The 26,760-nt window shown below is 70.1% G+C and carries 27 protein-coding genes and 1 tRNA gene; 20 read left to right on the top strand and 8 right to left on the bottom strand.

What is annotated here, in order from left to right:
- On the bottom strand, positions 1-1,236 hold a 1,236-nt coding region (locus ABEB16_RS00140), incomplete at its 3' end, for an O-acetylhomoserine aminocarboxypropyltransferase/cysteine synthase family protein (protein ID WP_345710253.1).
- Positions 1,237-1,335: 99 nt separating this feature from the next.
- On the opposite strand from ABEB16_RS00140, the gene dnaG reads away from it, so the two are divergent.
- The 4 genes from dnaG (at position 1,336) to ABEB16_RS00120 (ending at position 4,184) form a co-directional block, all read left to right on the top strand.
- Entirely contained in the window at positions 1,336-2,745 is a 1,410-nt protein-coding gene (gene dnaG, locus ABEB16_RS00135; protein WP_345710252.1) for a DNA primase, read from the top strand.
- A 7-nt stretch (positions 2,746-2,752) separates the two neighbouring features.
- Entirely contained in the window at positions 2,753-3,211 is a 459-nt protein-coding gene (locus ABEB16_RS00130; RefSeq protein WP_345710251.1) for a hypothetical protein, read from the top strand.
- Between the two features lie 109 nt (positions 3,212-3,320).
- Positions 3,321-3,393 (top strand) — tRNA-Asn (locus ABEB16_RS00125).
- A gap of 134 nt (positions 3,394-3,527) precedes the next feature.
- Positions 3,528-4,184, top strand: a complete 657-nt coding sequence (locus tag ABEB16_RS00120) for an HNH endonuclease family protein (RefSeq protein ID WP_345710250.1) — start codon at positions 3,528-3,530, stop codon at positions 4,182-4,184.
- Between the two features lie 32 nt (positions 4,185-4,216).
- On the opposite strand, the gene ABEB16_RS00115 is transcribed toward ABEB16_RS00120, so the two are convergent.
- Positions 4,217-4,534, bottom strand: coding sequence for a hypothetical protein (locus ABEB16_RS00115; RefSeq protein ID WP_345710249.1), 318 nt, complete (start codon positions 4,532-4,534; stop codon positions 4,217-4,219).
- Positions 4,535-5,079: 545 nt separating this feature from the next.
- On the opposite strand from ABEB16_RS00115, the gene ABEB16_RS00110 reads away from it, so the two are divergent.
- Together ABEB16_RS00110 and ABEB16_RS00105 are read left to right on the top strand one after the other, a co-directional pair.
- The gene (locus ABEB16_RS00110; RefSeq protein WP_345710248.1) at positions 5,080-6,933 is read left to right on the top strand and encodes an ATP-binding protein; all 1,854 of its coding nucleotides are present in this window, start codon (positions 5,080-5,082) and stop codon (positions 6,931-6,933) included.
- A 322-nt stretch (positions 6,934-7,255) separates the two neighbouring features.
- Positions 7,256-8,266: a glycoside hydrolase family protein gene (locus tag ABEB16_RS00105; RefSeq protein ID WP_345710247.1), complete on the top strand. Its 1,011-nt coding sequence runs from the start codon at positions 7,256-7,258 to the stop codon at positions 8,264-8,266.
- 1,274 nt (positions 8,267-9,540) lie between these two features.
- Here the strand turns inward: ABEB16_RS00105 and ABEB16_RS00100 are convergent.
- On the bottom strand, positions 9,541-9,804 hold the full coding sequence (locus ABEB16_RS00100) for a hypothetical protein (protein WP_345710246.1): 264 nt from the start codon (positions 9,802-9,804) through the stop codon (positions 9,541-9,543).
- A 145-nt stretch (positions 9,805-9,949) separates the two neighbouring features.
- Between ABEB16_RS00100 and ABEB16_RS00095 the strand changes: the two genes are divergently transcribed.
- From ABEB16_RS00095 to ABEB16_RS00085, 3 genes are all read left to right on the top strand, one after another.
- Positions 9,950-10,141: a hypothetical protein gene (locus ABEB16_RS00095; RefSeq protein ID WP_345710245.1), complete on the top strand. Its 192-nt coding sequence runs from the start codon at positions 9,950-9,952 to the stop codon at positions 10,139-10,141.
- Between the two features lie 262 nt (positions 10,142-10,403).
- Entirely contained in the window at positions 10,404-10,874 is a 471-nt protein-coding gene (locus tag ABEB16_RS00090) for a hypothetical protein (RefSeq protein WP_345710244.1), read from the top strand.
- A 562-nt stretch (positions 10,875-11,436) separates the two neighbouring features.
- The gene (locus ABEB16_RS00085) at positions 11,437-12,075 is read left to right on the top strand and encodes a hypothetical protein (RefSeq protein ID WP_345710243.1); all 639 of its coding nucleotides are present in this window, start codon (positions 11,437-11,439) and stop codon (positions 12,073-12,075) included.
- Positions 12,076-12,083: 8 nt separating this feature from the next.
- Here the strand turns inward: ABEB16_RS00085 and ABEB16_RS00080 are convergent, their stop codons facing one another.
- The gene (locus ABEB16_RS00080) at positions 12,084-13,157 is read right to left on the bottom strand and encodes a tyrosine-type recombinase/integrase (RefSeq protein ID WP_345710242.1); all 1,074 of its coding nucleotides are present in this window, start codon (positions 13,155-13,157) and stop codon (positions 12,084-12,086) included.
- 264 nt (positions 13,158-13,421) lie between these two features.
- On the opposite strand from ABEB16_RS00080, the gene ABEB16_RS00075 reads away from it, so the two are divergent.
- The 5 genes from ABEB16_RS00075 to ABEB16_RS00055 all read left to right on the top strand — a co-directional run bounded on the left by ABEB16_RS00075 (position 13,422) and on the right by ABEB16_RS00055 (position 16,516).
- Positions 13,422-13,646 (top strand): hypothetical protein, encoded by a 225-nt coding sequence (locus tag ABEB16_RS00075; RefSeq protein ID WP_345710241.1) that lies wholly within the window; start codon positions 13,422-13,424, stop codon positions 13,644-13,646.
- Between the two features lie 223 nt (positions 13,647-13,869).
- A complete protein-coding gene (locus ABEB16_RS00070) occupies positions 13,870-14,706 on the top strand; it encodes a hypothetical protein (protein ID WP_345710240.1) in 837 nt (278 codons plus the stop codon).
- Between the two features lie 622 nt (positions 14,707-15,328).
- Positions 15,329-15,667, top strand: coding sequence for a hypothetical protein (locus ABEB16_RS00065; RefSeq protein ID WP_345710238.1), 339 nt, complete (start codon positions 15,329-15,331; stop codon positions 15,665-15,667).
- 368 nt (positions 15,668-16,035) lie between these two features.
- Positions 16,036-16,266, top strand: coding sequence for a hypothetical protein (locus tag ABEB16_RS00060; RefSeq protein WP_345710237.1), 231 nt, complete (start codon positions 16,036-16,038; stop codon positions 16,264-16,266).
- 40 nt (positions 16,267-16,306) lie between these two features.
- On the top strand, positions 16,307-16,516 hold the full coding sequence (locus tag ABEB16_RS00055; protein WP_345710236.1) for a hypothetical protein: 210 nt from the start codon (positions 16,307-16,309) through the stop codon (positions 16,514-16,516).
- A gap of 93 nt (positions 16,517-16,609) precedes the next feature.
- On the opposite strand, the gene ABEB16_RS00050 is transcribed toward ABEB16_RS00055, so the two are convergent.
- Positions 16,610-16,831 (bottom strand): helix-turn-helix domain-containing protein, encoded by a 222-nt coding sequence (locus ABEB16_RS00050; RefSeq protein ID WP_345710235.1) that lies wholly within the window; start codon positions 16,829-16,831, stop codon positions 16,610-16,612.
- A 162-nt stretch (positions 16,832-16,993) separates the two neighbouring features.
- On the opposite strand from ABEB16_RS00050, the gene ABEB16_RS00045 reads away from it, so the two are divergent.
- The 4 genes from ABEB16_RS00045 (at position 16,994) to ABEB16_RS00030 (ending at position 21,112) form a co-directional block, all read left to right on the top strand.
- On the top strand, positions 16,994-18,304 hold the full coding sequence (locus ABEB16_RS00045) for a hypothetical protein (protein WP_345710234.1): 1,311 nt from the start codon (positions 16,994-16,996) through the stop codon (positions 18,302-18,304).
- A gap of 68 nt (positions 18,305-18,372) precedes the next feature.
- On the top strand, positions 18,373-18,732 hold the full coding sequence (locus ABEB16_RS00040; RefSeq protein WP_345710233.1) for a hypothetical protein: 360 nt from the start codon (positions 18,373-18,375) through the stop codon (positions 18,730-18,732).
- A 134-nt stretch (positions 18,733-18,866) separates the two neighbouring features.
- Positions 18,867-19,022, top strand: a complete 156-nt coding sequence (locus ABEB16_RS00035) for a hypothetical protein (RefSeq protein WP_345710232.1) — start codon at positions 18,867-18,869, stop codon at positions 19,020-19,022.
- 221 nt (positions 19,023-19,243) lie between these two features.
- Complete coding sequence (locus ABEB16_RS00030; RefSeq protein ID WP_345710231.1) at positions 19,244-21,112, top strand: hypothetical protein; 1,869 nt, start codon at positions 19,244-19,246, stop codon at positions 21,110-21,112.
- A gap of 853 nt (positions 21,113-21,965) precedes the next feature.
- Here the strand turns inward: ABEB16_RS00030 and ABEB16_RS00025 are convergent.
- From ABEB16_RS00025 to ABEB16_RS00015, 3 genes are read right to left on the bottom strand one after another with little or no spacing between them, the layout of a single operon-like run.
- A complete protein-coding gene (locus tag ABEB16_RS00025) occupies positions 21,966-23,357 on the bottom strand; it encodes a helicase-related protein (RefSeq protein WP_345710230.1) in 1,392 nt (463 codons plus the stop codon).
- A gap of 29 nt (positions 23,358-23,386) precedes the next feature.
- Positions 23,387-25,066 carry a hypothetical protein gene (locus ABEB16_RS00020; RefSeq protein ID WP_345710229.1) on the bottom strand — a complete coding sequence of 560 codons (1,680 nt, stop codon included), beginning with the start codon at positions 25,064-25,066 and terminating at the stop codon, positions 23,387-23,389.
- A gap of 5 nt (positions 25,067-25,071) precedes the next feature.
- The gene (locus tag ABEB16_RS00015; RefSeq protein ID WP_345710228.1) at positions 25,072-25,260 is read right to left on the bottom strand and encodes a helix-turn-helix domain-containing protein; all 189 of its coding nucleotides are present in this window, start codon (positions 25,258-25,260) and stop codon (positions 25,072-25,074) included.
- A 101-nt stretch (positions 25,261-25,361) separates the two neighbouring features.
- On the opposite strand from ABEB16_RS00015, the gene ABEB16_RS00010 reads away from it, so the two are divergent.
- Positions 25,362-25,967, top strand: a complete 606-nt coding sequence (locus ABEB16_RS00010; RefSeq protein ID WP_345710227.1) for a hypothetical protein — start codon at positions 25,362-25,364, stop codon at positions 25,965-25,967.
- 1 nt (position 25,968) lies between these two features.
- Positions 25,969-26,760 (top strand): site-specific integrase (locus tag ABEB16_RS00005; RefSeq protein ID WP_425560057.1); only part of this gene is annotated, 792 nt, incomplete at its 3' end.

Here is a 26,760-nt window from a genome sequence, read left to right as displayed (position 1 = left end):
CCCGACGCTGATCCGCACCAGGTCCTCCGGCACGCCCGCCGCCTCCAGCTGCGCGGGGGAGAGCTGCTGGTGGGTGGTGCTGGCCGGGTGGATGACCAGGGTGCGCGCGTCGCCGATGTTGGCCAGGTGCGAGCACAGCTGGCAGGCCTCGATGAACCGCTCGCCCGCGGCCCGCCCGCCGCGCACCCCGAAGGAGAACACCGCCCCCGGGCCCTCGGGCAGGTAGCGCGCGGCGCGGTCGTGGTGGGGGTGGGAGGGCAGGCCCGAGTAGCGCACCCACGACACCCGCTCGTCCGCCTCCAGCCACTGCGCCACGCGCCGGGCGTTGGCGACGTGCTCGCGCATCCGCTGCGGCAGCGTCTCCACGCCCTGCAGCAGCAGGAAGGCGCTGTGCGGGGACAGGGTCGCGCCGACGTCGCGCAGCTGCTCGCTGCGCAGCTTGGTGAGGAAGCCGTACTCGGCGAAGTTGCCCCACCAGCTCAGGCCCCCGTAGGAGGGCACCGGCTCCGTCATCTGCGGGAAGCGGCCGTTCGTCCAGTCGAAGGTGCCGGCGTCGACGACGACCCCGCCCAGGGTGGTGCCGTGCCCGCCGATGAACTTCGTCGCGGAGTGGATCACGATGTCCGCGCCGTGCTCGATCGGGCGGCACAGGTACGGGGTGGCGGTGGTGGCGTCGACGACGAGCGGCACGCCGGCCGCGTGGGCGACCTCCGCCAGGCCCGCGACGTCGGCGACCTGGGTGGAGGGGTTGGCCACCAGCTCGGTGAACACCAGCTTCGTGCGGTCGGTGATCGCCGCGGCGTAGTCGGCGGGGTCGGCGGAGGGCACGAACCGCGTGTCCACCCCGAAGCGGCGCAGGGTGACGTCGAGCTGGGTGAGGGTGCCGCCGTAGAGGTTGGCGGAGGAGACGATCTCGTCGCCGGCCCCGGCCAGCGCCGCGAACGTCAGGAACTCCGCGGCCTGGCCGCTGCTGCAGGCCACCGCGCCCAGGCCGCCCTCCAGGGAGGCCATCCGCTCCTCGAACGCGGCGACCGTGGGGTTGGAGATGCGGCTGTAGATGTTGCCGTACTTCTGCAGCGCGAAGAGGTTGGCGGCGTCGGCGGCGTCGGTGAACACGAAGCTCGTGGTCTGGTAGATCGGCACCGCGCGCGCCCCGGTGCCCGCCTCCGGGACGGCCCCGGCGTGCACGGCGCGGGTCCTGAAGCCCCAGGCGCGGTCTCTCGGCTGCTCGCTCACGCGCTCGATCCTGCCACCGCCGCCGGCCCGGCCGGTGACGGGCACCGGTGCCGCCCCCGACGGGATCCGGCCGTCCGGCGGCGCGCCTACACTCGCGGCGTGCCCGGCCGCATCCACCCCGACGACGTCGCCGCGGTCCGCGACGCGGTGCGGATCGCGGAGGTCGTGGGCGACCACGTGGCGCTGCGACCGGCCGGGGTGGGGTCGATGAAGGGGCTGTGCCCCTTCCACGAGGAGCGCACCCCCAGCTTCCACGTCCGCCCGCAGGTGGGGCGCTGGAAGTGCTTCGGCTGCGGCGAGGGCGGCGACGCCATCGACTTCGTGCAGCGCCAGGAGGCCCTGACGTTCGTGGAGGCCGTGGAGCGCCTGGCGGCGCGCGCCGGGGTGCAGCTGCGCTACCTCGACGACGGCGGGCGCGCCGGCAGGCCGCAGCAGGCCCCCGGCGGCCAGCGGCAGCGGTTGCTGGACGCCCACCGGGTGGCCGGGGAGATGTACGCCGAGCAGCTGCAGGCGCCCGGGGACGCCGACGCGGGCCGCCGCTTCCTCGCCGAGCGCGGCTTCTCGCGGGAGGAGGCCGCCCGTTTCGGCGTCGGCTTCGCCCCCCGCGACGGCGAGGCGCTGCTGCGGCACCTGCGGGGGCGGGGCTTCACGGAGGAGGAGCTCGTCCTCTCCGGCCTGGCGGGGCGCTCGGCGCGCGGGCGGCTCTACGACCGCTTCCGCGGCCGGCTGCTGTGGCCGATCCGGGACCTCACGGGGGCGGTGCTGGGTTTCGGCGCCCGCCGGCTGTTCGACGACGACCGCATCGAGGCGAAGTACCTCAACAGCCCCGAGACGCCGCTGTACAAGAAGTCGCAGGTGCTCTACGGCGCGGACCTGGCCCGCCGCGAGGTGGCCCGCCGCAAGCAGGTCGTCGTCGTCGAGGGCTACACCGACGTGATGGCCTGCCACCTGGCCGGGGTGCCCACGGCGGTGGCGACCTGCGGGACGGCCTTCGGCGAGGAGCACGTGCGGCTCGTGCGGCGGCTGCTGGGCGACGACGCCGGCGCGGAGGTGGTCTTCACCTTCGACGGCGACGAGGCCGGGCAGAAGGCGGCGCTGCGGGCCTTCGAGCTGGACCAGCGCTTCGCCAGCGGCACGTACGTGGCGGTGGAGCCCGGCGGCATGGACCCCTGCGACCTGCGGCTGGCCGCCGGCGACGCGGCCGTCGCCTCCCTGGTGGCCGGGCGGGTGCCGCTGTTCGAGTTCGCGGTGCGCTCGACGCTGCGCCGTTTCGACCTGGACTCCGAGGCGGGGCGGCTGGCGGCCCTGGACGCGGCCGCACCCCTGCTGGCGCGGGTGCGCGACGCCGGCCTGCGGCAGCGCTACGCGGTGCAGCTGGACCGCTGGCTGGGTTTCATGGACGAGCGCTTCGTGCTGCGGCGGGTGGCGCTGGCGGCCCGGGGCGCGGAAGCGCGCGAGGAGGGCGGCCAGGCCGCCGGCCGCGCCGGAGGTCCGCATCGACACCCGTGACCCCGTCGTGCAGCTGGAGCAGCGGGTGCTGGCCTGCGCGCTGCAGGTGCCGCACCTGGTGGCGGACGAGTTCGACGCCCTGCCCGAGCAGGCCTTCGGGGTGCCGGCGCACCGCGCGGTGCGGGACGCGATCGCCGCCGCGGGCGGTGCGGCCGAGGCGCCGGCGGGCCCGGAGTGGGTGGAGCGGGTGCTGGAGCACACCGAGGGCGGCGTCGCCGGGCTCGTCGGCTCCCTCGCGGTGGCGGACCTGCCGGTCTCCGACGACGCGGAGCTGGACCGCTGGGCGGTGTCGGTGGTGGCGGCGCTCACCGCGCAGGCGGTGACGCGGGCGGTGGCGGACCTGCGCCGGCGGCTGCAGCGGCTGGACCCGGTGGCGGACGCCGAGGCCCACGCCGCGGCCTTCGCGGAGCTGATGGCGATGGAGGTCAAGCGGCGCGCGGCCCGGGAACGGGCGCTGGGCGCCTGACGCGGCCACCGGGTCGCGACGACCGCCGTCGACGACCGGGCGCGGCTGGGCTGGTAGGGTTGTCGTGCTGCGGCGGTCGCCCGATCGGTCCGCTGCAGCGGTGCAGTGATCCCGCCTAGCTCAATTGGCAGAGCAGCCGGCTGTTAACCGGCAGGTTATTGGTTCGAGTCCAATGGCGGGAGCTTCCGGTTCCGGGGCGCGCGACCACGTCGCGCGCCCCGTTGCGTTGACGGTGCTCGTTTCCCCGGGGGGTGCGGTGGCGCGCGGCAGGACTCCCCGGCGTGTCGGGACCGGCCGGGCCGGTGTCGCCGGCTCCGTGCTGCTGCCGCTGCTGGTCCTCCTCGTCGTGGTGGCGCTGCTGCGCGGGTTCGGCGGGGACGAGCCCACCGTCGAGGCGACGGCAGGCAGCGCCCTGGCGGCGGTGGACGAGCTGGAGGTCAAGGGCCGGGCGCCGAGGACGGGGTACTCCCGCGACCGCTTCGGGGACGGCTGGCAGGACCCCGACGGCAACGGCTGCGACACCCGCAACGACGTGCTGCGCCGCGACCTGGCGGCCGTGCAGGTGCGCGGCGACGACCCGTGCGTCGTGCAGCGCGGCACCCTCACCGATCCCTACTCCGGCGCGGTGGTCGACTTCCGCCGCGGTCAGGGCACGAGCGACGACGTGCAGATCGACCACGTCGTCGCGCTGTCCGACGCGTGGCAGAAGGGTGCCGCCGCCTGGAGCGAGGAGGAGCGGGAGCGCTTCGCCAACGACCCGTTCGAGCTGCTCGCCGTCGACGGGGGGCTGAACGCGGCCAAGGGCGACGGTGACGCCGCCACCTGGCTGCCGCCGCGGGGTCGCTGCGCCTACGTGGCGCGGCAGGTGGCGGTGAAGCTGCGCTACGAGCTGTGGGTCACCGCGGCCGAGCGCGACGCGATGCGGGACGTGCTGTCGGACTGCCCGGACGAGCCGCTGCCGCAGGGTTCCTGAGCGCGCGCCGGGCCCCGCCGTCGGGTCGGTCGTCAGCGCACGAAGATCCGCGAGGTCCGCGTGCCCGCGGCGGAGCCCGTCGCCTCCTCCTGCGGGGGGCGCGGCCGTGCCAGCGGGTCGGGCCCGCGCAGCTCGTGGAGCAGGCGCGCCAGCACGATCGGCATCGCGTAGCGCTCCGGGCGCCCGTCGACGGGGTCGTGGCTGACGGGGACGACGGTGACGCCCGCCACCGCCAGGTCCAGGGCCAGCTCCGCCGGCAGCGCGTCGTGCTCGCCCAGGCCGAGGGCCAGGCGGCGGTCGGCCGCGTCCGCGGCGTCCCACCACGCTCGCACCACCTCGTCCTGCGTCATGGCGGGCAAGCGTACGGGTCGTGATCGCCGCTGCGACAGGGCTGTGGCGCAACGGATGTGACCGGGCGGCGGTGTAAACGTTTTGACCGCCGGTCCACGCCGCGAGCGGCGACGCCACGACCGGTCGAGGAGGGGTGGGCGGCGGACGGTGGCCGGCCGTGCGGGTGGATCGCGTGCGGCGTCTGGTGGCAGCCCCCCGCCACCAGACGCGACACGACGTTCCCCCCTGCGTGGGCCCGTCCTCGCGGCCGCGGTCCCCCCGGATCCCGGCGCGAGCCCCCCGGGCCCAGCGGTGACATCGGCGCGCCCGCCCCGGGCGTTACACCCGGCGCGCGGCGGGCTCGCCGCGTCACCGACCCGGGCCGCCGCGGTGACCCGCGTCCGGGCGACGTGCACGAGAAGTCGTCAAGTGGCGCGGCTGCCGTTCCGACGAGATGTGGAACATCTCCGCGAGGAGTCGCCGTCCGGTCGTTGGGAGCCAGGTCCGCATGCACGTCCGCCCGCACGTCGCATCCGCTGCGCGGTCGGGGCCGACCGCCTCGGCGGTGCTGGGCAGCACCGGCTTCGCGCTGCTGTTCTGCGTGGCCGTGTTCCTGGGGCGGCTGACGGTGATGGACGGCACCAGCCTGAGCCTGGTGTGGCCGGCGGCCGGGGTGGCGACCCTGTGGTTCGCCCTGCGGCGCGGCGCCGGCACCGTCGTGCTGGACCTGGTCCTGCTGTCCGCGGTGACCTTCGCGGTGAACCTGTGGACCGGTGCCCCCGCTGTGCTGGCGGCGTGCTTCGTCGCGGCCAACGTCGTGCAGGTGCTCGTCTTCCACCACCTGTTCGCCCGCTGGGCACCCGGTGCCTGGGGAGCCGGTGGGCGGGGACCGCTGACCGGTGTGCGTGCGCTCGGTGCGCTGAGCGCGGCGGCGCTGCTGGCCACGGCGGCCGGCGCGACCATCGGGCCGACGTCGGTGTGGGCCCTGACCGGCTACTGGTCCTGGGTCACGGCCGGGGTGTGGATGATCCGCAACACCGTCAGCGTCGTGCTGATCCTCACCGTGGGCCTGCGCGTGGGCTACCTCGTCAGCGCCCACCGGCGCCGCGCGGGCGACGTCGCCGGGCCGGCGCTGCCCTTCCGGCGTCCGTGCGGCTGGGGCGCGGTGGAGCTGGTCGTCGTGCTGGTGTGCTCCGGCGCCGCCTACGCCCTCGCCTTCGGCCTGCTGCAGGGTCTGCCGGTCGCCTTCCCGCTGCTGGCCCTGACGGTGTGGGTGGCGCTGCGCTTCGACACCACCATCGTCGTCGTCCACGACTTCGCGGTGGGCGTGGTGGCGGTGACGCTCACGCTGATGGGTCACGGCCCCTTCGCCGCCATCGCCGACGACTCCACCCGGGCGCTGGTGGTGCAGGTCTTCGTCGGGATGGTCGCCGTGCTGGGTCTGGCGCTGGCCCTGGGCCGCGACGAGCGCGACGTGCTGCTGGCCCGCATGGCCGCGTCCGCCGCCGTGAGCGAGCGACTCGCCGCCGAGGCCGCTGAGCACCGCGTCCTCGCCGAGGAGCAGCGCGACCTCGCGGAGCTGGCGATGGCCGAGGCGGAGGCCCGCGAGGCCGCACTGGCCGAGGCGCACGCCGAGCTGGCCGAGCGCAGCGCGGAGCTGGCCGAGCGCAGCGCGGAGCTGGAGCGCTCCAACGCCGAGCTGGCCCAGTTCGCGGGCGTGGCCAGCCACGACCTGAACTCCCCCCTGACCGTCATCGCCGGCTACGTCGAGATGCTGGGGGAGGTCTACGGCGAGGCCCTGGGCGAGCAGGGCCGGGACTGGGTGGCCACCGCCCTGAAGGGCACCACGCGCATGAAGGAGCTCATCGAGGCGCTGCTGGCCTACTCCGGCGCCGGTTCCGCCCGGTGCCGGCGTGAGCGCACCGACCTGCGCACCGTCTTCGACCAGGCCGTGCTGGACCTCCAGGCCGCCATCGGCGCGGCCGGCGCCCAGGTGCGGGCGACGTCCCTGCCCGTCCTCCACGGCGATCCGGTCCTGCTGCGGCAGCTGCTGCAGAACCTCATCGCCAACGCGGTGAAGTACCGCTCCCCGCAGCGCCCCTGCCAGGTCGGCGTCAGCGCGACGCCGGGCGCCGACGGCTGGGCGGTGGCGGTGGCCGACAACGGCATCGGCATCCCGCCCGAGCAGCGCGAGGCGGTCTTCGCGATGTTCGCCCAGGTCGACCCCACCGCCCGCTCCGGCCACGGCATCGGCCTGGCCACCTGCCAGCGCATCGTCGAGCGCCACGGCGGGCGCATCTGGGTGGAGGAGACCCCCGGCGGCGGCACCACCGTCCGCTTCACCCTGCCCCAGCGCACCGCCACGGGGCCCGCCGGGCACGCCACCCGGCCGGCACCCGGCACGGCCTCCCTCAACTGAGCCCCACCGCTCGGGCGGCGCCGGCCTGCGTTCTGCGCATCGTGTCGCTCCGCCAGGACGGCGCCGACCGGACGGATCAGGCAGGTGTGGTCGGGAACGCTCCGCACTGCCCGGGAGGTGCCCCGACCGTGCCGCAACTCGGGAAGGGCCACCAGCTCCAGTGGCGGCCAGGACCAGGCAGCACGCTGGGCCAGGGGGACCGCCCCCGCGCCGGCAGGAGGTGTCGAGGCGGAGGCTTGACTTCGGTGCGACCCCCCTCGCATGGTGGGTCTGGTCCAGAGCAACGCCGTCGCAGTGTTCACGACGAGGTGAAGACCGGTGGATGGATCACACCCGTCCCACGAGCCGTCGCGTTCTGCGCGCAGCCGCCGTCGGTGGAGCGGTGGTCGCGGTTCCCGTGCTCCAAGCGCCCGCCGCGCAAGCCCTCAGCGGGTGGCCGACCTTCACCCATCGCGGTGTCCCGTTCCGGCGCGAGGATCTGGCCTACAACCCCACCGACGAACTCATCTTCCCCTGCATCCGCCTGGTGGCGGGCAGAGCCGCCGATCCTCTGGGTAGGTGGTACCTCTACTACTCCCCCCACAACGCTCCCGGCGGGATCTGCATGGCCTACGGGAATTCCCTGGGTGGACCTTTCACCGAGTACTCCGCGAATCCCGTCGTCGCGCGCACCTGGGCTCCGCACCACAGCGTGTCCCACGTCGCGTCACCCCACGTGCTGTGGAACGAAGCCAACAGAACTTTCTACCTCTACTACCACGGCGAAAACACCACCACCCGCCTGGCTCGCTCTGCGGACGGCCTGAACTGGACCTACGACAGGGCGATCCTCACGACGGCGGACCTGCCGGAGAACGTCACCGAAACCTCCTACGCGCGAGCTTTCCGCCATGCCATCCCCGGCCGGGGGAACACCTACATCATGCTTTTCATGGGGAACCAGGCGGGCACGCGCAAGATCTTCCTCGCCTGGTCCGGCGACCAGAGGCGCTGGACGGTGCAGCAGACCCCGCTGGTCTCACCCGCCGGCGACGGGGCCACCCAGATCGCCAACCCGACGTTTGCGCTCAAGAACGGGATCCCCCACGTCATCTACAACAGCGTCGACGCCATCCACGTCACCCGGGTCGGAACCGACTTCGACCAGGAGGTGCACCTCGGGGTCATGTACGAGCCCACGACCGCAGCTCCTGACCTGGGCCGAGCCGCGGCGCCCTCGTTCGCACAGGAGAACGGCGTCGTCCACATGTTCTACGAGGCTGGTGCTCGACTGCACGGGCGAATCGCCCGAGCAACCGCCGCCGCGATACCTGGTCTCTCGTTCCGAACGTGATGCGTTCCACCCGCGGGGTGGCGGACGAAGCGCCGGCGATCGCGCGCCGACCACCTCCGGCGTGCGACCTCGCGCGGGCGCGCGAGCACCGAGCTCACCGGGCGGTGGTCGCCGGTGGGCGTGATCGGCTCCAGGTCACACGTCGTCCTCGGCGTGGGCGCCGTGGCTCGCGTGAGGGTCGGCGTGGACTTCCGTGATCGTCCGCGTCGGGTTCGCACCCGCGGCGCCTCGCGCCGAAGCCGACCGATCAGGTCGCTCGCAGGAGTCCGATCGAGAGACCCGCAGCACCCGGCAGGCCGGCACGCGGCCGACCCGTGGCACCGAGACGACCGCCTCACCGGCCGCTGCGTGACCTGCGGTGAAGCCGCTGACCTGACGGTCGCGACCCGTCATCGGGTGTCAACACCTCGGGAGGGACGTGGGAGACGTCCGGAGTGAGGTCCGGGCTTGGAGGGGAGGAGGCGACACGACGGGCTCTCGCTGGTCGACACGTTGCGGCCGTGACCTCCGGGGCGTTGCGTGCAGCCGGCATCGTCGCTGCCGTCGCCGCCGTCACCACAGCAGCCCCCGCCCGTGCAGCTCGGCCGGGTCCGGGCGCCCGGCACCTCCGTCCGGTCGGTGCCCGTCCCGCAGCGGCTCGTGCCTCTGCTGGCCGATCACCGTGCCGGGAGGGGTCTGGGGATCCCCGCCCCGCCCCGCCCGGCGGCTCCGCGGCGTGGTGCCTGAGGATGGTCCGCTGGCGTGCCCACGTGGGCGACCCCGCAGGTCGAGCGGCGGGGTCGCCCGGCGGAAGGCGCAGGACGCCCGCCGCCGTGCAGCCGTCGCCGTCCCCGGGCGGCTGAGCCCCCCCGCTCGGGTGGCGCCGGCAGCACGGGCGCGGAACGGCCCCCGCGGGAGGGTCGCTACGCTCGGGGCGGCGGGAGGCGCGCCGGGTCGGCGACCTGCGACGATGCACCCGCACGGGGCGGTAGCTCAGCCGGTCAGAGCAGCGGACTCATAAGCTCCTCGAGCCACGCCTCTGACCTGCAAGGATGCTCGCCGATAGGGCGCTGACCTGCGCAAATGCGACACCTTGGACCTGGCAAGGGCCATGTGCGACATCCTGTTCTGCAGAACGCTCGCAGAACAACAGCCGAACCGCCGAGCACATCGGGCAGGCCCCACTCCCATGTGGAGTGGGGCTTTGCTCGCCGCGGCACGCCCCGTAAGCACGACCGTCACGAAGCGGCACGGTGCGGCGCCGCCTGCGATGATCAACAGTGACTGCCAGACGGCTACCACTGCTCTTCCCCGCGGTGCGGGCGGTCCTCGGGTTGGTCGAGGTGTCCATGAGTACGTTCTAGGTCGACCTTGATGATCCGTAGGTCTTCCTGCGCGGAGGCCGTGCGCCGGGAGAGCTGTTGGATCTCCGCGCTGATGTCGTCGGTCCGCGCCTTGAGCTGGCTAAAGCGGCGCCGGGCCATGATCCCAACGCCGAGACAGAGCAGCGTCCAGACGCCGCCGACAGCGGCGACGCCCCACCACCCTGCGTCACTCATGTGACCTCTCCTGTGGTTGACGCGTGGATGCTCATCATCGCCGTTACCGCATTCTGCTGATTACCCCAGGCTGTGGACGGCCGCCGACGCGGCCGGCTGATCTACATCCCTGGGGTCCCCGCAGGCCGACCTAGACCTGGACGACGTGCTGGGCCTGGCCCGGGAGGTGGCGGACCTCCATGAGGCCATCCGGGCTGCCGTCTACCGGGCTGCCGTCTACCGGGCTGCCGTCTACCGGGCTGCTGCTCGCGCGCTGGAGAGTCCCACCGTGGCCGAGGACTGGGAACGGGGGATGGCGCTGGCCCACGACCCGAGCGCCAGCGTCGGCTGCACCTGATGGCGGCGGCCTGCACGCAGGCGGTCGGCTTAGACCTGAACTCGATGCTGGACGCGGCGGGAGGGACGCTGCACCGATCGCGCACGACCTGCGACATGACCGAGCGTCCCGCACCGCGACATGACCACGATGTCTTGTATGCCACTACAAGTGGGTGCCGACACATACATCGGGATCTGGTGATGTCGGATACTTACGGCGGCGGACAGAACGTGACGAAGCGTGGCAAGATGCGGCAGCGTCACACAGGAGGAGATCAGACATGACCAAGCCTCGTTTGACTGGTGTCGGCGGCGGCAACGCCTTTGCTTCGGCCAGCCTTTCGTGGGAGTACGTCGCATCCAACAAAGACCTTGCCCGAAGAGTGGTCATTTACCTGGAAGATCGGCGCGTCCTCACGGAGGCACGCACTCGCGAAGACTTCGAGGAGTGCCGACTTAGCGCGAACGATATTCGCCACTGGTTGACGCTTGAGATTATGAACGTTAAGAGTGGTGGGCACCTAGAGGGTGTCCTCAAGCGAATGCGCTCAGCGAGTACCTCCTTTGTGTCGGCTGCGGGCAAAGATTCCGAGAGCTTCAAAAGAGACCACAGCCACTTCCAGGCGTGTCTGCAGGCCTACCGCGACGCCGTGGGCCGGGAGATCGGCGAGTTGGCGGTCCACTACAGGGTGGATGTCGGGGTAGAACTGGCAGCGATCATTCCGCCGCCCGATCCGCGACCCTTCGTGTGAGCGTTGCCCGCCGTAATGCGCGTGACCTCAAGGAAAACCATCTCTTCACCCGATGAGAACCCTACAGGAGGTCGGCTTTCCGTCAGGCGTCGGTGCTGGCGAGGCTGCAGCTTCGAAGATGGTAACCGGGCGGTCAACGAGCACCTGTGTCCACCGCGGCAGCGGCGTGAGCCCGTCGACGCAGACGACTACCTCCGCGCTGTCTTGTGTTAGGCGACGGATACGTCTACATCGTTGCCAACCGTACCTTGTATGCGGTCCGGGAGGCGCCGGCATGACTTACCACCCTGTTCCGCGGGCAGGTGGACATCGGCATGAGCGCGCGGCGTCCGGTGGCAGTCCCCCGCCACCAGACGCGACACGACGTTCCTTCTGCGTGAGTTCATTCTCGCTGCCGCAGGTTCCACCGGGCTGCGGCGCGAGCCCCTGGACTCGGTGATCACCGGGAACCGCCCGTTCTTGGTGTTACATCGCCTACGACACTGGGCGCTTGTGGCGGCAGGATGGCCCGGCGGACTCGTGATGCTGCGGCTTTGGCCGCCGGGAGAAGGGCGAGGAATCGATGCCTGACTGGGAGACCATTGTCAGCCTGCTCGGCTTGCTCGGTGGTGCCGTTGCGTGGATCGCCGTACGCCGCGAGCGGCGTGAGCTACGTGCCCGCCTGGAGCGCGACTGGAAGCTTCTCAAGGAGCTGTCGGAGTCACCGCACGCCCCGGAAGGGGCGCGCACCGCGATGACGGCTGCCGTTGTCCATCAAGCGCAGGAGCTGGAGGCCTCCGTCGTGAAGGGCCCCGCCTTGGCCATCCGGCTCCTCTTCCAACTCGGCCTCGGCATGGTCATGTTCGGCCTCGTCGCACATCTGGCTGTCGCGCTGACCTATGTAGTGGCCGCGTCCGACGGCCCGGTGAGCCGTACTTGGGAGTCGGTTGTCTTTGTCGGCGAGGTTCTCGCCGTATCGACCGCGGCGGCTGGCGCAAGCGTGTCGATCATCGGACTGATCCTCGCTCTGCGCACGGTTCCCCGTGAGGAGCGGAGGCGGGGACGGAGCCGTGGCCGCCGCAGTAGCGCCCCGCCCTCGCCGATAGCAGGCCCCACCATCTCCGCCGCGACATCGGACGCGTTACCCGCGCCGATCCCTCGTTCCTGCAGCGCCCGAGAGTCAGGTGTGAAGCAAGTGGGACCGGCCCAGCCCAGCAGGTAACGGCAACGTCAGAGGCCGACGTGGGCGGCGGCGTTGTCCTGGAAGAGGGTGCCCTCGCGGACGTAGGCGGACAGCGAGGCGGGGGAGCGGTGTCCGCTCTGGCGCATGATGGTGCGGTCGGGGACTCCGGCGCGGGCGGCTGAGGTGATGAACCCCGCCCGCAGGGAGTGGCCGGCGACGCTGGTGGGGTCGATGCCCACCGCGGCGGCGCGGCGCTTGACGACCTCGGCGATGGCCTCGCCGGTCATCCCGCGTGGCTTGAGCGAGCGGCCGGCCTTGGTGAAGGAGCGGAACGCTGGCCCCTCGCTGATGCCGTGCTGGTCGAGGATGGCGGCCCAGGTGAGCCAGGACCGCACCGGGCAGGTGGCCCGGTGGGAGCCGTAGGGCAGGCCGATGATGCGGCCCTGCCCCTCCTGGTCGGTCTTGGACGAGCGCACGCTGATGCGCAGCCCGTCGTCGGTGACGGTGATGTCCGCGAGGTTCAGCCCGGCCAGCTCGGAGCGGCGGAAGGCCCCGGCGAAGCCCATCACCAGCAGCGCCCGGTCGCGGATGTCCATCGCGCTCTCGCCCAGCGGGGCGACGAGCTGGGCCAGGGTGGTGGTGAGCACCGCGTCGACCTTGCGGACCGTGCGGCGGGGTCCGTGGGTGCGCCGCAGTCCGGACCAGGCCAGCCGCACCGTCTCGCTGGTCGTGGGGGAGGGGGCGTCGATGAGGCGGTGGGCCACCGAGATGGCGGCCAGGCGCCGCTGCAGGGTGGACAGGCTCAGCGCCTCCCCGTGGGCGTGGAGGTAACCCAGCACCGTGCCCGGCTCGGCGGGCAGCGGCGTGACCCCCTGCCGAGAGCACCAGGTGGCGAAGTGCGCCAGGTCGCTGGCGTAGGCCCGCCACGTCGCCGCCGAACGGCCCGCCCGGTGCAGCGGGTGCAGCCCCGCCAGCCAGGACTCCAGCGACGACGGGTCCAGCGTCGCGGGACCGACCACCGCCAGGTCTTGCACCTCGCGCGAGGGGTCGGCAACGAGCACCACGCCCTCGACGGGCTCCTCGGGAGCCTGCTCGATGGGCTGCGTGGCAGCAGATGTCATGGCCGGGAACCTACCCGAATGACCCGCGAGAAGACAGGGTTATCACGGGTCAATGGCGTCTCGGCGGCACCCATGGCACTACGCCCGCGCAGGACGCTGCAGGCATGCCCTAGCCGGCTGGAACTCGGGGATCGGGGCGAGCGTTGGGCTGATCAACCGAGCCGATCTCGGCTAGCTGCGTAGGGACGTGGCGCCACCAGAAAGTCGCACCTTCGGGTGCGCCAAGGTGGCGCACCCAGTACGTCCCAATGGAGTGGTACTGCCGTGATCGCCCAGTTCGACCGGGTCGCTGCCGTCGCCGCCGTCGTGCTCGTCCTCGCTGTGAGCGTCTACGCAATCAGCCACGGGGGCGCCGTGGGCCTCGGTGGCGTCGCGCTCGTCGTCGGCTCCCTCGCCCAGCTCGTGCGCGCCCTCAGGTCCGACATCACCCCGGACAACAGCAACGAGGCCGCGTCCGAGGACGGTGACAACGCCGAGCCGGCGGTGTAGCGGCCGCGGGTATCAGCCCTTCGAGGGCGCAGCTGGCGTCGCCTTCGAGGGGACCGTTTATCCCGGGTCAACGGCGTGTCGGCGGCACCCATGGCCCGGCCTCAGCGGGTCTAGTTCATCGCCGGCGGCGTCGCGCCGGGCCTGCTGGCCGCTCGGGCCAGCTGCAGGATCAACTTCGCCATCTCGGAGAGACCACCACTCACCTGGTGCTACGACTGACCACGTGGCCTACCTGGATCCGCACCTCGCCGTGACGACGCTGGAGCAGGCCCTCCGTCAACTGATCACAGCCGTGCTGTCGGCTCGGGACGGCGAGGGGTGGCTGGAGCGGAACTTCACGGCAGACCAGCTCAAGGAGTGGAGACGGAAGCAGAACGACGAGGAACTGACTCGCGGTCGGCGGGGACATGCCGAAGCGGCGAGCGATCTTCTGCACTACTCCGAACTGCGCGAGCTGCGCGATATGATCATCAAGCAGTGGAGTCGCGGCTTCTCGCTGGCCTTCGCTGGAGCTAAGGACCATGAGATCAAGGCGTTCCTGCTGCGCTTCGAAGGTCTACGGGTTCCGCAGGCTCACTCCCGCGAGCTGCTGCCCTTCGAGAAGGATCTGGCCTCCGGCATCGCCGGTGACATCAGGAACAGGGTGACGATCTACTTGAGCGCCAAGGACTCCGAGGGCGATCCATTCGCCCGCATCGAGTCGGTCACCGACGGGCACGGCAAGTCCGCACAGGACCCGTCCTCCAACCTCATCACCACCACGGGCTTGACCCTGCGCCCCGGGCAGCCCGTCACCTTCACCTGCAGGGCCACCGACCCCAAGGGGCAGGAACTGCTGTGGACGCTGGAAATCCCCGGGCGCCATTCAGAGTGGGACGCCGACCATGCCAGCGGCACCGAGGTAACGCTGCGCTGGATCGTGACCGAGCAGGACGTGAGGCAGGCCTGCTACGCCAGGATCCGGATGAGGGCGAAGGGCGCCAAGCATCACCGCTACGGGCCCGACCAGGATGACGGCATCGTTACCTTCCAGTACCGGGTGCTGCCCGCCGATGCCTGACTCTCCAGCGAACGGCCGTGGAGCAGGGGAGCTTCACGCCCCGTCCGGCCGGACACCGAGGCGCGGGGTGGTCGACGCCGCCTGGCCACCGTCCGGGTGAGCACTCTGCGTCAGCATCGAGTGACGGAGTAGAATCGGCGCTGCGCGCCGATCGCTCGCAGCACATGGCAGTGATCACGGACCGCTCGCCGTGCGGGCGCCGAGCCAGCGATGCGCAAGCGCAGTGGGCAGCGGCCCGGCCACCAGTCGGGCGGGTACCCAGCGCCCCGGCAGGGTGGGCGCCTGCCATGCAGCGGTCGGCAACAAACTTCCACCCAGGGCTCGGCCGTGGAGCTTGACCCGGGGATGCTTAACCCGGGAGTCGGGGGGTGGGGCTACTATCCCGACCAAGATTTTTTCCCAGCAAGGGGTGAGTCGATCGGCCACAGCATGCCGTGGAGCACCGAAGACACGCCCGGGCTGTTGGGCCGGGCTGTACCTCGCGCTAGGCGCTCAGTACGCGGGTTCAACTTCACGGGTTACGTTACCCACTAGTCGTTGACTGAGCAACACCGCACGCACCTTTAGTGCGGTGCCTGGGCGTCGAGGTGGGCAGGAGCAGCCGCTCCTGCTGGACCACGTCGTGGTCGCGAAGGCGACCACACCCGAGAAGGGATTGCTCATGTTCGGCGGCCTCGGGCCCATCCTCATCGACCTGGCGCGCGGCATCACCGCGACCGCCATCACCGATGGACTCAACACTGACCATCCGCTCGCGGTACTCATCGCGGCGCTCATCATGCTCTGTGCGGCAGGAGAAGCTATCGCAGCGGGGAGGCAGCACCCCCCCTGCCCTCCGGGCCCCCGGGCACGGACGGTCATCGTGATCGTGGTGCAGAAGGCGCACTCCTTCATCGCCGTGCAGATGGCGAACTTCGCGCTGTACGTCCGCTTCGGCAGTGGCCGGATCGGCGCTGCCTGACCCCGTAGGTCCCGGCAGTCCCTGGCCGCTGCGCGCGGTCGGGGCTGTCGGTGCCGCTCGGCACGCTGGTCGGCGTGCCCGACATGCCGAACCCCGACGACCCACGCCACGAGCACCTGTTCTGGCCGGGTGAGGTAGAAGTCGCCCGTCAGTTGGCCGCCGAGAAGGCGCGGGCTCCGCAGACGATGCTGAGCCGCTGCCACGTCTGCGGTGCGCGGATCGACCTGGTGCAGGTCGTGTACGGCGACGGGCCGGCCCGGCGGCCGGCACGGCGACGACGTGAGCGCGCGGCGGACGAGCCGCCGGGGTCACCCGTGTGGAGCAGGTCGCGGTGGCGGCGTCCCGGCGGGCTGGGAAGGGTGCCGGGGATGAGCACCGACGCTGAGCGAGCTGCCGCCGCTGACCGGCTCCAGGCCGGCATCTGGCGGTGGCGGGGGTTGTTCTGGGCGGTGGCCGCGATCCTCGCGGTCGGGCTCGTCGTGCGCTGGCGCGAGGCTGAGCCGTGGTGGTCGGTGCTGCAGGTGGTCCTCATCGCGTTGGTGGGCACCGGGCTGTGGCGGGCGCGCCGTCACCTGCGCGACCGGGGCACCCGGCCGTGAGCCGGCCGTGAGCACGTGGCGTTGCCGCTCGCGCCGGGCGGTGCTGTGGGTCTACTACCTGGCCGCCGGCCTGGTGGCCTGGGGCATCGCCATCGTTGTGGGCCACTACCTGCTGGATGCCTCGTGGTCGGAGGCCCCCGGCAAGGCGCTGCCCGCGATGGGCGCGTTCGTCGGCACTGCCATGGGGGACGCGATTCGGCGACGACGACTGCTGCGCAAGCAACAGGACACGAGGGAGTCCTCATCCTGATTGACGGGCCGGGGATGAGGGGTAGATAGACACCACGCGGTACGCGGACGCCTCATTCGCTGCCGCCGGGCCATCAGGCCTGATGCGGTCAGGTCAGCAGTCCTGCTCCTGCATGAGGGCGATGGGGTCGGCGCCGATCCGCTCGGCGATGCGCTCGACCGAGCGCAGGGTGAGGTTGCGCTCGCCCCGTTCCAGACCGCCCATGTAGGTGCGGTGCACGCCGACGACCTCGGCGAAGGCCTCCTGGCTCAGGCCGCGCTGCTGACGGTGGCGGCGCAAGCTGCGCCCTACGGCCCGTTGGAGGTCGCCTTCCATGACGGGCTCGACGCTGCCCGTCTGCTACTTGTAGGTCTACAGACTTATGAGTAGCATCCGACCGCATCATCAACTGTGTCAGCTTGTCTGGGGCGGGCCATGGACGGCGACAAAGGGACGGGATGCCCGGTGCCAATGCAGGACACGGACCGCGGCCGGCGCATGCCGAAGCAGGACCCGGTGGAGGTGATGCGGGCCGCTGGCTTGGAGCCGTGCGTTCCGTACCCGGGCAGCAAGACGCCCTGGCTGTGCGAGTGCCGGCGCTGCGGGCAGACCGTCTGCCCGCTGTACAACTCGGTGCAGCAGGGCACCGGAGGTTGCAAGCACTGCGGCAAAAAGCAGTCCGCCCGCACCCGCACCATGGCCGAGGAAAAGGCGGTGGCCGAGATGTGCAGCTACGGCGTTACCCCGCTGGACCCCTTTCCCGGCGTGATGAAGCCGTGGCGATGCCAGTGCGTGGCCTGCGGTGAGGTCATCACCCCCAGCCTGCACAACGCCCGCCGCCAGGGAGTCTGCGGCTACTGCTCGGGCACTGCGGTTCGGGCCGCTGATGCGGAGGCGGCGATGCGCGCCGCCGGCGCCGAGCCGCAGGTGCCTTACCCCGGCGGCAACGTCCAGTGGCCCTGCCGCTGCACCGCCTGTGGGAGAGCCATCACACCCCGCTACGCCAGCATCAGGGGCGGTCAGAGCGCCTGTCGTTACTGCACCGGCCACGGCGTCATCCCAGAAGAAGCCGTAGACCTCATGCGCGAGGCCGGAATGGAACCGCAGGTGCCCTACCCGGGGGCTGATACGCCCTGGCCATGCCGCTGCACCGTCTGCCAGCGCACCGTGGCGCCGACCTACAACAACGTCCGACGCGGCCGCAGCACCTGCGGCTACTGCTCCGGCGCCCGCGTCGATGTCGCCCAGGCCAAGCAACTGATGGTGGCCGCTGGCCTCCAGCCCCTGGAGGCCTACCCGGGGGCTAACGTCGGGTGGCGCTGCCGCTGCCTGCGATGTGGATGGATCGTCAAGCCCGCCTACGGCCGCGTCGTGGCCGGCGGTGGCTGCCCGGAGTGCGCCCCAGGCCGGATACGAACTGCCGAGCCGGCACTGCTGTACCTCATCGTCCACCACCGCTGGCAGGCTGCGAAGGTCGGCATCGCCGCCGACGACTCCCTGCGACTACGCGAGCATCTCAAGCACGGCTGGACGCCACTGACCCGCTATGGGCGCCGGACCATCTGGCGCATACCCACCGGCGGTCAGGCCCGCGCGCTGGAGCAGGCGCTGCTGACGACATGGCGCGATGGTGGCGCCCCCCAGGCGCTGAGCGTGGCGGACATGCCCCAAGGTGGCGCCACCGAGACCGCCTTCCTCACCCAAATCGACCTGGAGGAGGCCATCACCTGGCTCGACCAGCAGGTCGGGCGCGCTTGGCGAGTCGGCAGCGAAGGTGCCCAACCCACTTCTCCATCTAGGGGGAGCTGACTACGGTGCCCATCCATCACAAGGCACAGCATCTTCGAGGCGGCGCACAAGCCGTGGAAGGCGAGGACATGGACAACTCCCTCATGAACGTGCACGAGGAGGCCACCTTCGAGGTCTCCGAGCAGATCATGGCCGCCCTGCTGACGGCTGTGGTGCCTGACAATAAGCTCGACTGGCGCATCGATCGCCCGGCCGCCATCGCCGCCTTGGAGGCGGCCACCCTTCACCCTCGGGGAGCCGGCAAGGTGTGGAAGGTGCGCACCACCCGCTGGCTGGCACGGGAGCTCTCAGACCATGCCCTAGACGCCGTCCGGATGCCTGGCCTGGGGCACCCGGACAACCCGCAGTCCCTGTTCTCCCAGCTCCTCCGCTTCGCCCGCGCCATGCACAGGATCTACCTGCCCGTAGAGCAGCAGCAGAGCACGTAACTCGTCGTCCCGACAGGCGCCGACCATCATCAACCCGTCTGGGACGATGCCGCCTGCATCGGGCTTCACCGGCCACCCAGGGCAGCTTGCCCAAAACCGTGTCAACGAGCACGGACCATCACTACGTTACAGACATGACCTCCCGAATCTTGCGCGCGGCCAGCGGTGTCGCGGGCCAGATCATCTGGCGTGGCACGCTGACGCAGGAGCCGCAACAGGACCGCCTAGGCGAAGCATTCCAGCGCTCGCCGGACACGGCGAGTCCTGACATGGCTGCGGTGGGCAAGTAGCGGACGGGCAGTAGTCTGGGCGAGCTCGCGGGAGACATCGAGGCTGACACCACAGAAGAGCGCAAAGGTTTTTGGTGAACGCGCCGGTTCAATTTATTCGCCACCATCGTAACCGAACGGGTTCAACGCGTCTCAACACCTTCGATGCCCTCGCCCATGGCAGATTCTCACCGGCTACCGAAAAATCCGTAATATTCTCGGGAGGTAGAAGATTGGGACGCGTGGAATGGGCGGCATTGAGCGGCGACGAAGTCGAAACCGTCCTGTCGAACTTGTTCTACAACTGGAACAATCGCGCTCTGCGCATTCGCCCAGCCCAGGGCGACTTCGGACTCGACATCATCATTCCCACTGATGGCCACACCATCGTCGGCAAGGATGCGCAGTGGGACGTCTATCAAGTCAAGAAGTTCGCATCAAATTTGACCGACGGCCAGAAGGGGCAGATCGAAAAGTCCTTTGGCAGAGTTCTCATCGGGTTGGTCCGGCGCGGCTTCCCCATGCGTGACTGGTACCTAGTCGCCCCCTTAGATCCAACTCTCCCGAACCTTCAAGATTGGTTCGCCCAGCTTCCTGAGCTAGCCTTCGAAAAACTAGCCAAGGATACCAAGGCCAAGGTTACCGATGCAGAATTCGCGAGCATGCGCGCCTGGCTCGAGGCCCCGGGAAGGAAAGTTGAATGGAAGGGACTGGGCTTTTGCGAGAGTCTCGCCTCTGAATTCCCGTACGTTGTAGACTACTACCTCCATGGAGGACGAGAGCGTCTTCGTGACGCCGTCGCGGCCGTAGCGCAATTGCTGCAGGTGGGGAAAGTTCCCACGCAAGGCGGAGGGACCGTCGTTGATAGCCCTGGCGCAGGTTCCGCGGCGCTACTGGAGCCCGCTGAGATCCGCCAGTACCTGCAGCAACTGAGCGAGCTGCTCGATACCGACCCGCACTTTCGGTACGGCTACAGCGTTGATCTGCATCGGCCTCAACTTGCGCCTGAGCCAGGACTCATTGCCGCCACCCAGGAAAGCGTTCCCGGGCCGCGATGGCTGACGTTCAAAATCTATCAGCGCTCCGCGCAGTCTTTGGAGGAGCGACCCATACCGTTGGAACTCGAATTTGACTTCGAGGGCTCTCCTGACGACCAGGCGGCACTGGAACTTTGGAGCAAATACGGCAAGCCCGCAGAGGTCGCCGCCTCGATCAAGGTCGACTTCCCGGGCGGCTTGTCCGGCGGACCTAGTGTCGGCAAAATCCAGCTATCGGCCGCTGAAGGAAGTGAGACCAAGACTAGAAACCGGCTTCGCATAGTCGATGCAGCCGGCGAAGTCCTCGCGGAGCTGAACATGAATCAAGCAACCACCGCGGGGTTGGATGGCACAGGAACGTGGACTCGCGGAGTCGACGACTCCGGGCTCCTGGAATCTGAAGCACTTATTGACCTGACCTCGCTAAGCGGACAGATCAACTTCACACTTCATCCTCTAGAGGGCCGTGAAGCTAGCAAAGCTCTGGCGGCCCTCACGTTCGCTGCCCACCTGCAGGCGCCCAACAATCTCCAGGTGGCGGGCGAATATGGGCCCTTCATGGATTTCACGCCAATCAAGGCGTCTGAACCACCCGCACTTCCAGCCTTGCTTCGCTTCGTAGGTGCACTGGCCATCATCCAGCACGCGATAGCTACCCCGGTACTCATCCCGGACGCCAGCGCGCTTACGCCTACTGAACGAGATGCAATCCGTCGAGCGGCATCCCTCATCGGAGGGCAAACCATCGTAGGCCACTGGGAGTCACTCAACTTCGAGAAGCATCCCGAGGCCGATTTATCTGCGACAGGCCACTATCAGCTTGCAATCAGGGAGCCGTTGGTTGCGCCCATCAATGGCGCTCCCATGATCCTCGGAACCATGATTCAGGTGGCTCTCTCGGCTAAAATTGAAGTGATGAGCGGCGATCGCATGCGAGCGACCCCTAGGCTTAATAACGTCACCCATACTACATACTCTCCTGACATGCCGATCTCTGGCTTCGGACAAAAAGCGGTTGCGTGTCGGAAACTTCCTGATTCAGCAATTTCACCGGATGCGGCTGATTCCGAGTGAGCGAATCAGTCTCGGAGGCAACGGCGCGGTGCCGAGAAGGGTCTAATAGAGCGGCTCCCAACTAGTCAGCTATCCGACCTTTCGTAGAGGCCGCGGACGTAGGCCCGTAGGTCTGCAGCTGCAAAGTTGGAAATCACCTGCCATTCCTGCCAGCGGTTCGAGTCCTGCTCTAGGCGCTTCAGCGCCCCCAGTGCTAACTAGAGCCGCCCCTCGAGTCTTTGGCCCGAGCGGTGGGGCCAAACCTCACTTCCTGTTTGGACGCGGCAGCCACCTGCAGATCCGAAGACTCAACAAATCATTGACGCGGACCTCTCCGGCGGTTGACCCGGCAGTACTCAATAATAGCACCCCACATAGCCCAGCTACTATGGCCATAGGGATTTCTTTCCGGTTCGGATTCCGCCACTCTTGGGGACATCCTGCAACATCTCCCATGGAGATCTGGCCGGGGCTGGCGACCTCCCCCAGAAGCCCACCCCACTCCCACCCCTCAAACGCACGGTGGCGCAGAATCAGAGACCACCCCTGAGCGGCCCTGTGCGCCGATCTGAGCGCCTCGGACAGGCCGGGGACACCGCGGGGGAGGGGGCTGGGCTTGGCGGCCTCTAGGGGCCGTCTGTGCGAAAGGTCGCCGACGGGCACCCTGAGGAAGTCGCCGACATGGTAAAAGCCACCTTATTGGGGTGGCCGGTCATCGTGCTTCGGTCGGCTCAGCGGCTTGGCGCACCTCTCTTCTTGTGCTTCTTCGACTGTTGATAGGGGGACATCTCTCTCACCTCCTTGTTTCGCTCTGGATATCCTGCGAATATCTTCGGGTATTCGCTGGCTGATTTTACTTGTGGGTATTCATTGCTCAGGTGCGGGTGGAGAGGATGGAGCGGGCGACGTGTCCGCGCAGGCGGACGCGGTGCAGCTTCTCCCGGCTGAGCGGGGTGTCGGGCAAGAGCACCAGGTGCTCGGCGATCTCGTGGAGGGAGCCGATGCGGTGGATACGGCCCTCCCGCTGGACCTCGCGGTCCTCGGTCCAGGAGGAGTCCAGGGAGATGAGCAGGTTGGCGCACTGGAGGTTCAGGCCGCGCTCCAGCACGCGCGAGCCCAGCAGGACCTGGACGTGGCCGTCGCGGAAGGCCCGCACGGCGGGCTCGCGCTGGGTCTGGGGCACCTTGCCCTCGATGGTGACCGAGGAGATGCCCACCTTCTCCAGGGCCGCCGCGGCCAGCGGCAGGACCTCCAGGGACTCGCAGAAGACGACGGCCTGGCGGCCGGCGTAGGGGCCGGTGAGCTGGGCGACCAGCTCGTCCACCAGGGAGGAGACGGCTCCGGCGTGGCGGCCGGCCACCTCGCGGGCCTTCGCCCCCGGGGCGCCGCTGCGGGCGGCGGCGTGTTCGTAGGCGGTGCGCTGCAGCGGGTGCAGCGGCACCCAGACGTAGGAGCGGGTCAGCTCGGGCAGCTTCTGCCCGGTCTCCTCCGGCAGCACCCGGTACATGAGGGCATGCAGGTGGGCGCGGAAGGCCTCCTGGTGGGCGGGGCTGGCGAAGCTCTCCGGTCGCGGTTCCACCCAGCAGCCGGGGGTGACTTCGTAGCGCTCGGACCAGGTGACGAACTGCGAGGCGAACTGCGCCCGGGCCCACAGGCCGGGCGTGCCGATGGTTTCCAGGACGGAGAAGGACTGCATCGGGTCGGACTGGTACGGGGTGGCCGACAGCCCCAGCACCCGCTGCGCCCGCGCGGCCAGCTCGCGGCTGGCCCGCTGCATCGGTCCACCACCGGAGACCGCCGTCACCTCGTCCAGGATGACCAGCGCCGGCCGCCAGGCGGCGGCGGTGGACTCCAGCCGGTTCAGCAGCCAGGCGTACGTCCCGACCACGACCAGCGGTGCCCGCCCCTGGCGCTCGCGCAGGGCCTGCACCGCCTTGGCGCTGGGCTTGGTGTCGCAGTAGCGGGTCTCCTTCGTCGTGGCGGCGGCCACGCCCGGCAGGAACCGGCGCACCTCGGCGGCGGTCTGCTCTAGCAGCGGGGCGTCGGTGAGGTACACCACGGCCGGGGAGTCGCTCTCGGCGTGGAGCTGGCCGGTGTCCAGCATCCACGCGGCCAGACCGCACGCGGTGGCGGTCTTGCCCATCCCCGTGGCCAGGGCGCACAACGCCCGGGGGCGGGCCTGGAGGAACACCAGCGCGTCGAGCTGGTGGGGCAGGAGCTGGCCGGCGAAACCGGCCGGGGTCGCGGTGGCGGTGAGCGTGGTCAAGGTCGTGCTCCTCGTCGTGTTGGTGGTGGTCATGCGGCCTGCGGGAGCTGGCCGGGGTTGGCTTGGGCGTCCTTCCAGGCGCGGGCCGCTGCCCGCTGCTGCTCGTCCCCGTGGACCTGGCAGAACTCGGCCCGGGTGCGCGGGCCGGTGGCCTGCGCCCAGGACTGGCAGGGGGTGCCGTCCGGGCGAACGGCGGAGCACCGCCGCTTCGGGGCCTGCTCCACGCGGCCCTCGCGCCCGTACAGCGCACGCTCCAGGGCGAACTGGGCGTGGCGCTGCTGGCGCCGCTCGGTCGAGCCGTAGCGCTCGGCCAGGGCGTTCAGGTACTTGGTGGGCTGGTCGATGCGCGTCCAGTAGTGGCCGCGCTCCTTGTTCACCCGGGCGAGGCCGGCGTCGTGGAGGCGGTGCAGGTACTCCCGGACGGTCTCCCGGCTCAGGCAGGGAACCCGCTCCAGCAGCTCGGTGACGGTGTAGCGCTGGACCTGCGGGTCCATCGCCTGCCACAGCAGGCCCGCCCCCAAGGGCAGGCCCGGGCCACCGAAGACGGGGTGGAGCCCGGAGGAGGTGAACGCGGGAGAAAGGTGGCCACTCGTAATACAGCGCTCCCCCCCAGGTATCTGAGTGACCACCTTTCGCACCTGTTCGGGTCGAAGACGCCACAGCGAGCCCCGCTCGTTGTGGCCCTCCTCCAGCAACTGCACCAGGCCGTGGCGGTGGCGCAGCGTCGCCAGCGCCTTCGTGGCGGACTTGCGGCTGGTGCCCAGCGCGTCAGCGAGCTGGCGCACCGAGCACGCCACCTCCAGCCGCTGGTACTCCAGCGCCAGACCGACCAGGTAGGCGAACGCGGCCCGTGGGACGCGCTCTCTGCCGGTGAACGGGTAGACCGGCGCCGTAGCACGCAGGTACTCCAGCTCCCGCTGCCGCGCCATCCCCGCCACGGGCGGGTGCTCCTGTGCGAACCGCTGCGCCGCAACATACTTGCGCTCCAGGTATGCCCACCGCTTGGACTGCGGTAGCGCCTGCACCTTCGCGCCCGCCAGGTTGGCGGGGTTGAGCATGTCGTCCGCGAACCGCTGGAGCGGTTCGTCGGCGTTGACGTAGGCCAGCGCCAGGGACGTGGCCAGCCGGTCTCGGGTCATGGTCTCGTCCCCCTCGCGCATCCGCTGCTGGGTGCGCTCGGTGAGATCGCACCGGCCGGGACGGGTGCTCAGGGTCTCCAGCACCTCGGGGATGGTCAGACCGCCGAGGAGGTCGCCGCGTCCGCCCTCGCGGTGGATCGACAGGGGTGGTCGCATCCGGCTGCCGTGCCGGACCTGGCGGTCCGGGATACTGGGAACCTCCAGGCGCAGCCGCTGGGCGAAGTCGGCGTTGGTCCACCCCACCGGGGTGACCACCCACAGATGCCGGCTGCCACGCGCGGAGCCGGAGGTCATCTCCACCAGCTCGCACCCCAGGCGCTCGCAGAAGGACCGGGCCGACTCGTACCAGCCCGGCAGGTTGCCGTCGGCGTCGGCGTCGCCGTCGAGGGGCACCAGTCCCTCGCGGGGAGTGACCATGAAGGCCATCCCCGACGCCACCGCCTCGACCAGGGACAGGAACATCCGCCCCTGCTCGTCCCGAGCTGGAGCGTTGTCGCGGCCGAGCAGCATCCCACGCTCACCGGGCCGGGCGACGACCTCCGCGAGCTGGAGCACCTGCCCCGGGCTCACATAGCTCACCGAACGGCCTGGCCCTCCAGCCAGGCGGCGACCTCACTGAGCCGGTACCGGTACTGGTTGCCGATCTTGTAGCGCGGGATCGCTAGTCGCTCGGCGTTGTTGCGCAACCAGCGCACGTCCTTGCCGAGCAGGTCAGCGGCCTGCTCGCCGGCAACGAAGGCTTCCGGTGCTGATGTCGTGGTCATGGGTCTCCCTGTGCGTGACATGCCGCACCTTGCGGCTGCCACGTTCCGAATGTCGCACGCGGCCCTTGACAGATGCAAGGTGCCGCGCGCAGGATCACCCTATGGAACGAACGGAACCCTGGGTCCTGCTCTATGAAGGCCCCAGCAAGGACAACCCCGCGCACCACCCGGGACAGGACCCTGCAGGTGCCGATCCGGAAGTTATGGAGGTCGAGTACCAGGTTCTGGGCGAGTGGTCGGTCATCCTGCGTAACTCGGTGACGTCCCCGGTCTACGGCCCCATGCACGTGGACATTTCGATCATGGGCTTCCGTCATCCCGAGCGGGAGGCGTGCACCGAGGCCATCCGTAAGACCGATGGGATCACCACTGAGGTAATGCGGGCCATTCCGATGAACGACGCGCGCAAGCGCCTGGCCCGCCTCATCGCCACCCACATGAAGCGCGAAGATCAAGTGCCCGACGTGCCAGCCCGGCTTGAGACTCCGCAGGAGTGGGCGGCCTTCGCCAACGTCTATGCCGAGCTGGTCTCTCAGGGGCACAAACAGCCCCTGCAGTACCTGGTCAATCTGACCGGCATCAGCCGCAACACGCTCAGCGCCCGTGTGCGGCGGGCTCGCGAGATGGGACTGCTGACCACCCCCGAGCCGGGCTCGCTGGGCCGGCTCACCGACAAGGGCATGGCCCTGCTGGAGGGCAACGACTGACATGGCGCATGTCCGCAAGCCGAGCGGCCGCAGCGGCTACCTCGGCGTCTACCGCGCCCCCGACGGGCGGGAGAAGACTAAGCTTTTCGATCGCAAGAAGGATGCGCAGGCATGGGCAATCGAGCAGGAGCGCGCAGTCAGGCGCGGCGACTGGCTTGACCCAACCTCCGGCAAGGTCACAGTGGGTGAGTACGGCCAAGAGTGGCTCCAGATCAAGCTGGACGTGAAGAAGTCCACGCGGGACAACTACGAACGGCTGCTACGGGTCCAGATCGCCCCGGCGTGGGCGCGTACCCCGGTCGCTGCGGTCACGCACGAGGCCGTGACGACGTGGGTCGCCGGGCTGCACCGGAGTGGCTTGAGTCCGTCCCGGGTCCGTCAGGCGCACCTGACGCTCAAGCAGGTGCTCGACCTTGCGGTGCGCACCAAGCGCATCCCGAGCAATCCGGCTGTGGGAGTCCGGCTTCCGGCGTTGCCGGGCAAGGCGGACGCCGGTCGGCGCTTTCTGACGGCGGCGCAGGTGTGGGCTATCGCGGAGCAGTGCCCCAGTGACAGCGCCCTGCCGCTGCACGTCATGGCGTGGTGTGGCTTGCGCTCCGGTGAGGTGGCGGGCCTGCAGGTCCGAGACTTCGACCAGCTGGGCCGGGAGCTGGCCATCCGTCGCGCCATCGTGGATGAAGGCGGTCACCTCCGAGTGGAGACCCCGAAGACGAAGACCTCCGTGCGGACGGTCCCGGTGCCGCAGTGGCTTGTGCCGTTGCTGGCCGAGCAGCTCGTCGGGAAGGGAGCGGAT

Origin of the sequence: Kineococcus glutinatus, from assembly GCF_039542765.1 — a bacterium.
In the GTDB taxonomy this organism is placed as follows: Bacteria; Actinomycetota; Actinomycetes; order Actinomycetales; family Kineococcaceae; genus Kineococcus_A; species Kineococcus_A glutinatus.
The sequence above is the reverse complement of the archived record's forward strand: the minus strand, read 5'-3'. Positions and strand labels throughout refer to the sequence as shown.

Excerpts from the sequence above, each read along its gene's own strand:
- ABEB16_RS00015 (WP_345710228.1), bottom strand. The coding sequence starts at position 25,260 with ATGACCACGACATCAGCACCGGAAGCCTTCGTTGCCGGCGAGCAGGCC.
- ABEB16_RS00035 (WP_345710232.1), top strand. The coding sequence starts at position 18,867 with ATGACCTCCCGAATCTTGCGCGCGGCCAGCGGTGTCGCGGGCCAGATC.
- ABEB16_RS00010 (WP_345710227.1), top strand. The coding sequence starts at position 25,362 with ATGGAACGAACGGAACCCTGGGTCCTGCTCTATGAAGGCCCCAGCAAG.
- ABEB16_RS00045 (WP_345710234.1), top strand. The coding sequence starts at position 16,994 with ATGCCGAAGCAGGACCCGGTGGAGGTGATGCGGGCCGCTGGCTTGGAG.
- ABEB16_RS00105 (WP_345710247.1), top strand. The coding sequence starts at position 7,256 with ATGGATCACACCCGTCCCACGAGCCGTCGCGTTCTGCGCGCAGCCGCC.
- ABEB16_RS00100 (WP_345710246.1), bottom strand. The coding sequence starts at position 9,804 with ATGAGTGACGCAGGGTGGTGGGGCGTCGCCGCTGTCGGCGGCGTCTGG.
- ABEB16_RS00050 (WP_345710235.1), bottom strand. The coding sequence starts at position 16,831 with ATGGAAGGCGACCTCCAACGGGCCGTAGGGCGCAGCTTGCGCCGCCAC.
- ABEB16_RS00040 (WP_345710233.1), top strand. The coding sequence starts at position 18,373 with ATGGACAACTCCCTCATGAACGTGCACGAGGAGGCCACCTTCGAGGTC.
- ABEB16_RS00085 (WP_345710243.1), top strand. The coding sequence starts at position 11,437 with ATGCCTGACTGGGAGACCATTGTCAGCCTGCTCGGCTTGCTCGGTGGT.
- ABEB16_RS00115 (WP_345710249.1), bottom strand. The coding sequence starts at position 4,534 with ATGACGCAGGACGAGGTGGTGCGAGCGTGGTGGGACGCCGCGGACGCG.
- ABEB16_RS00060 (WP_345710237.1), top strand. The coding sequence starts at position 16,036 with ATGAGCACCGACGCTGAGCGAGCTGCCGCCGCTGACCGGCTCCAGGCC.
- ABEB16_RS00090 (WP_345710244.1), top strand. The coding sequence starts at position 10,404 with ATGACCAAGCCTCGTTTGACTGGTGTCGGCGGCGGCAACGCCTTTGCT.
- ABEB16_RS00080 (WP_345710242.1), bottom strand. The coding sequence starts at position 13,157 with ATGACATCTGCTGCCACGCAGCCCATCGAGCAGGCTCCCGAGGAGCCC.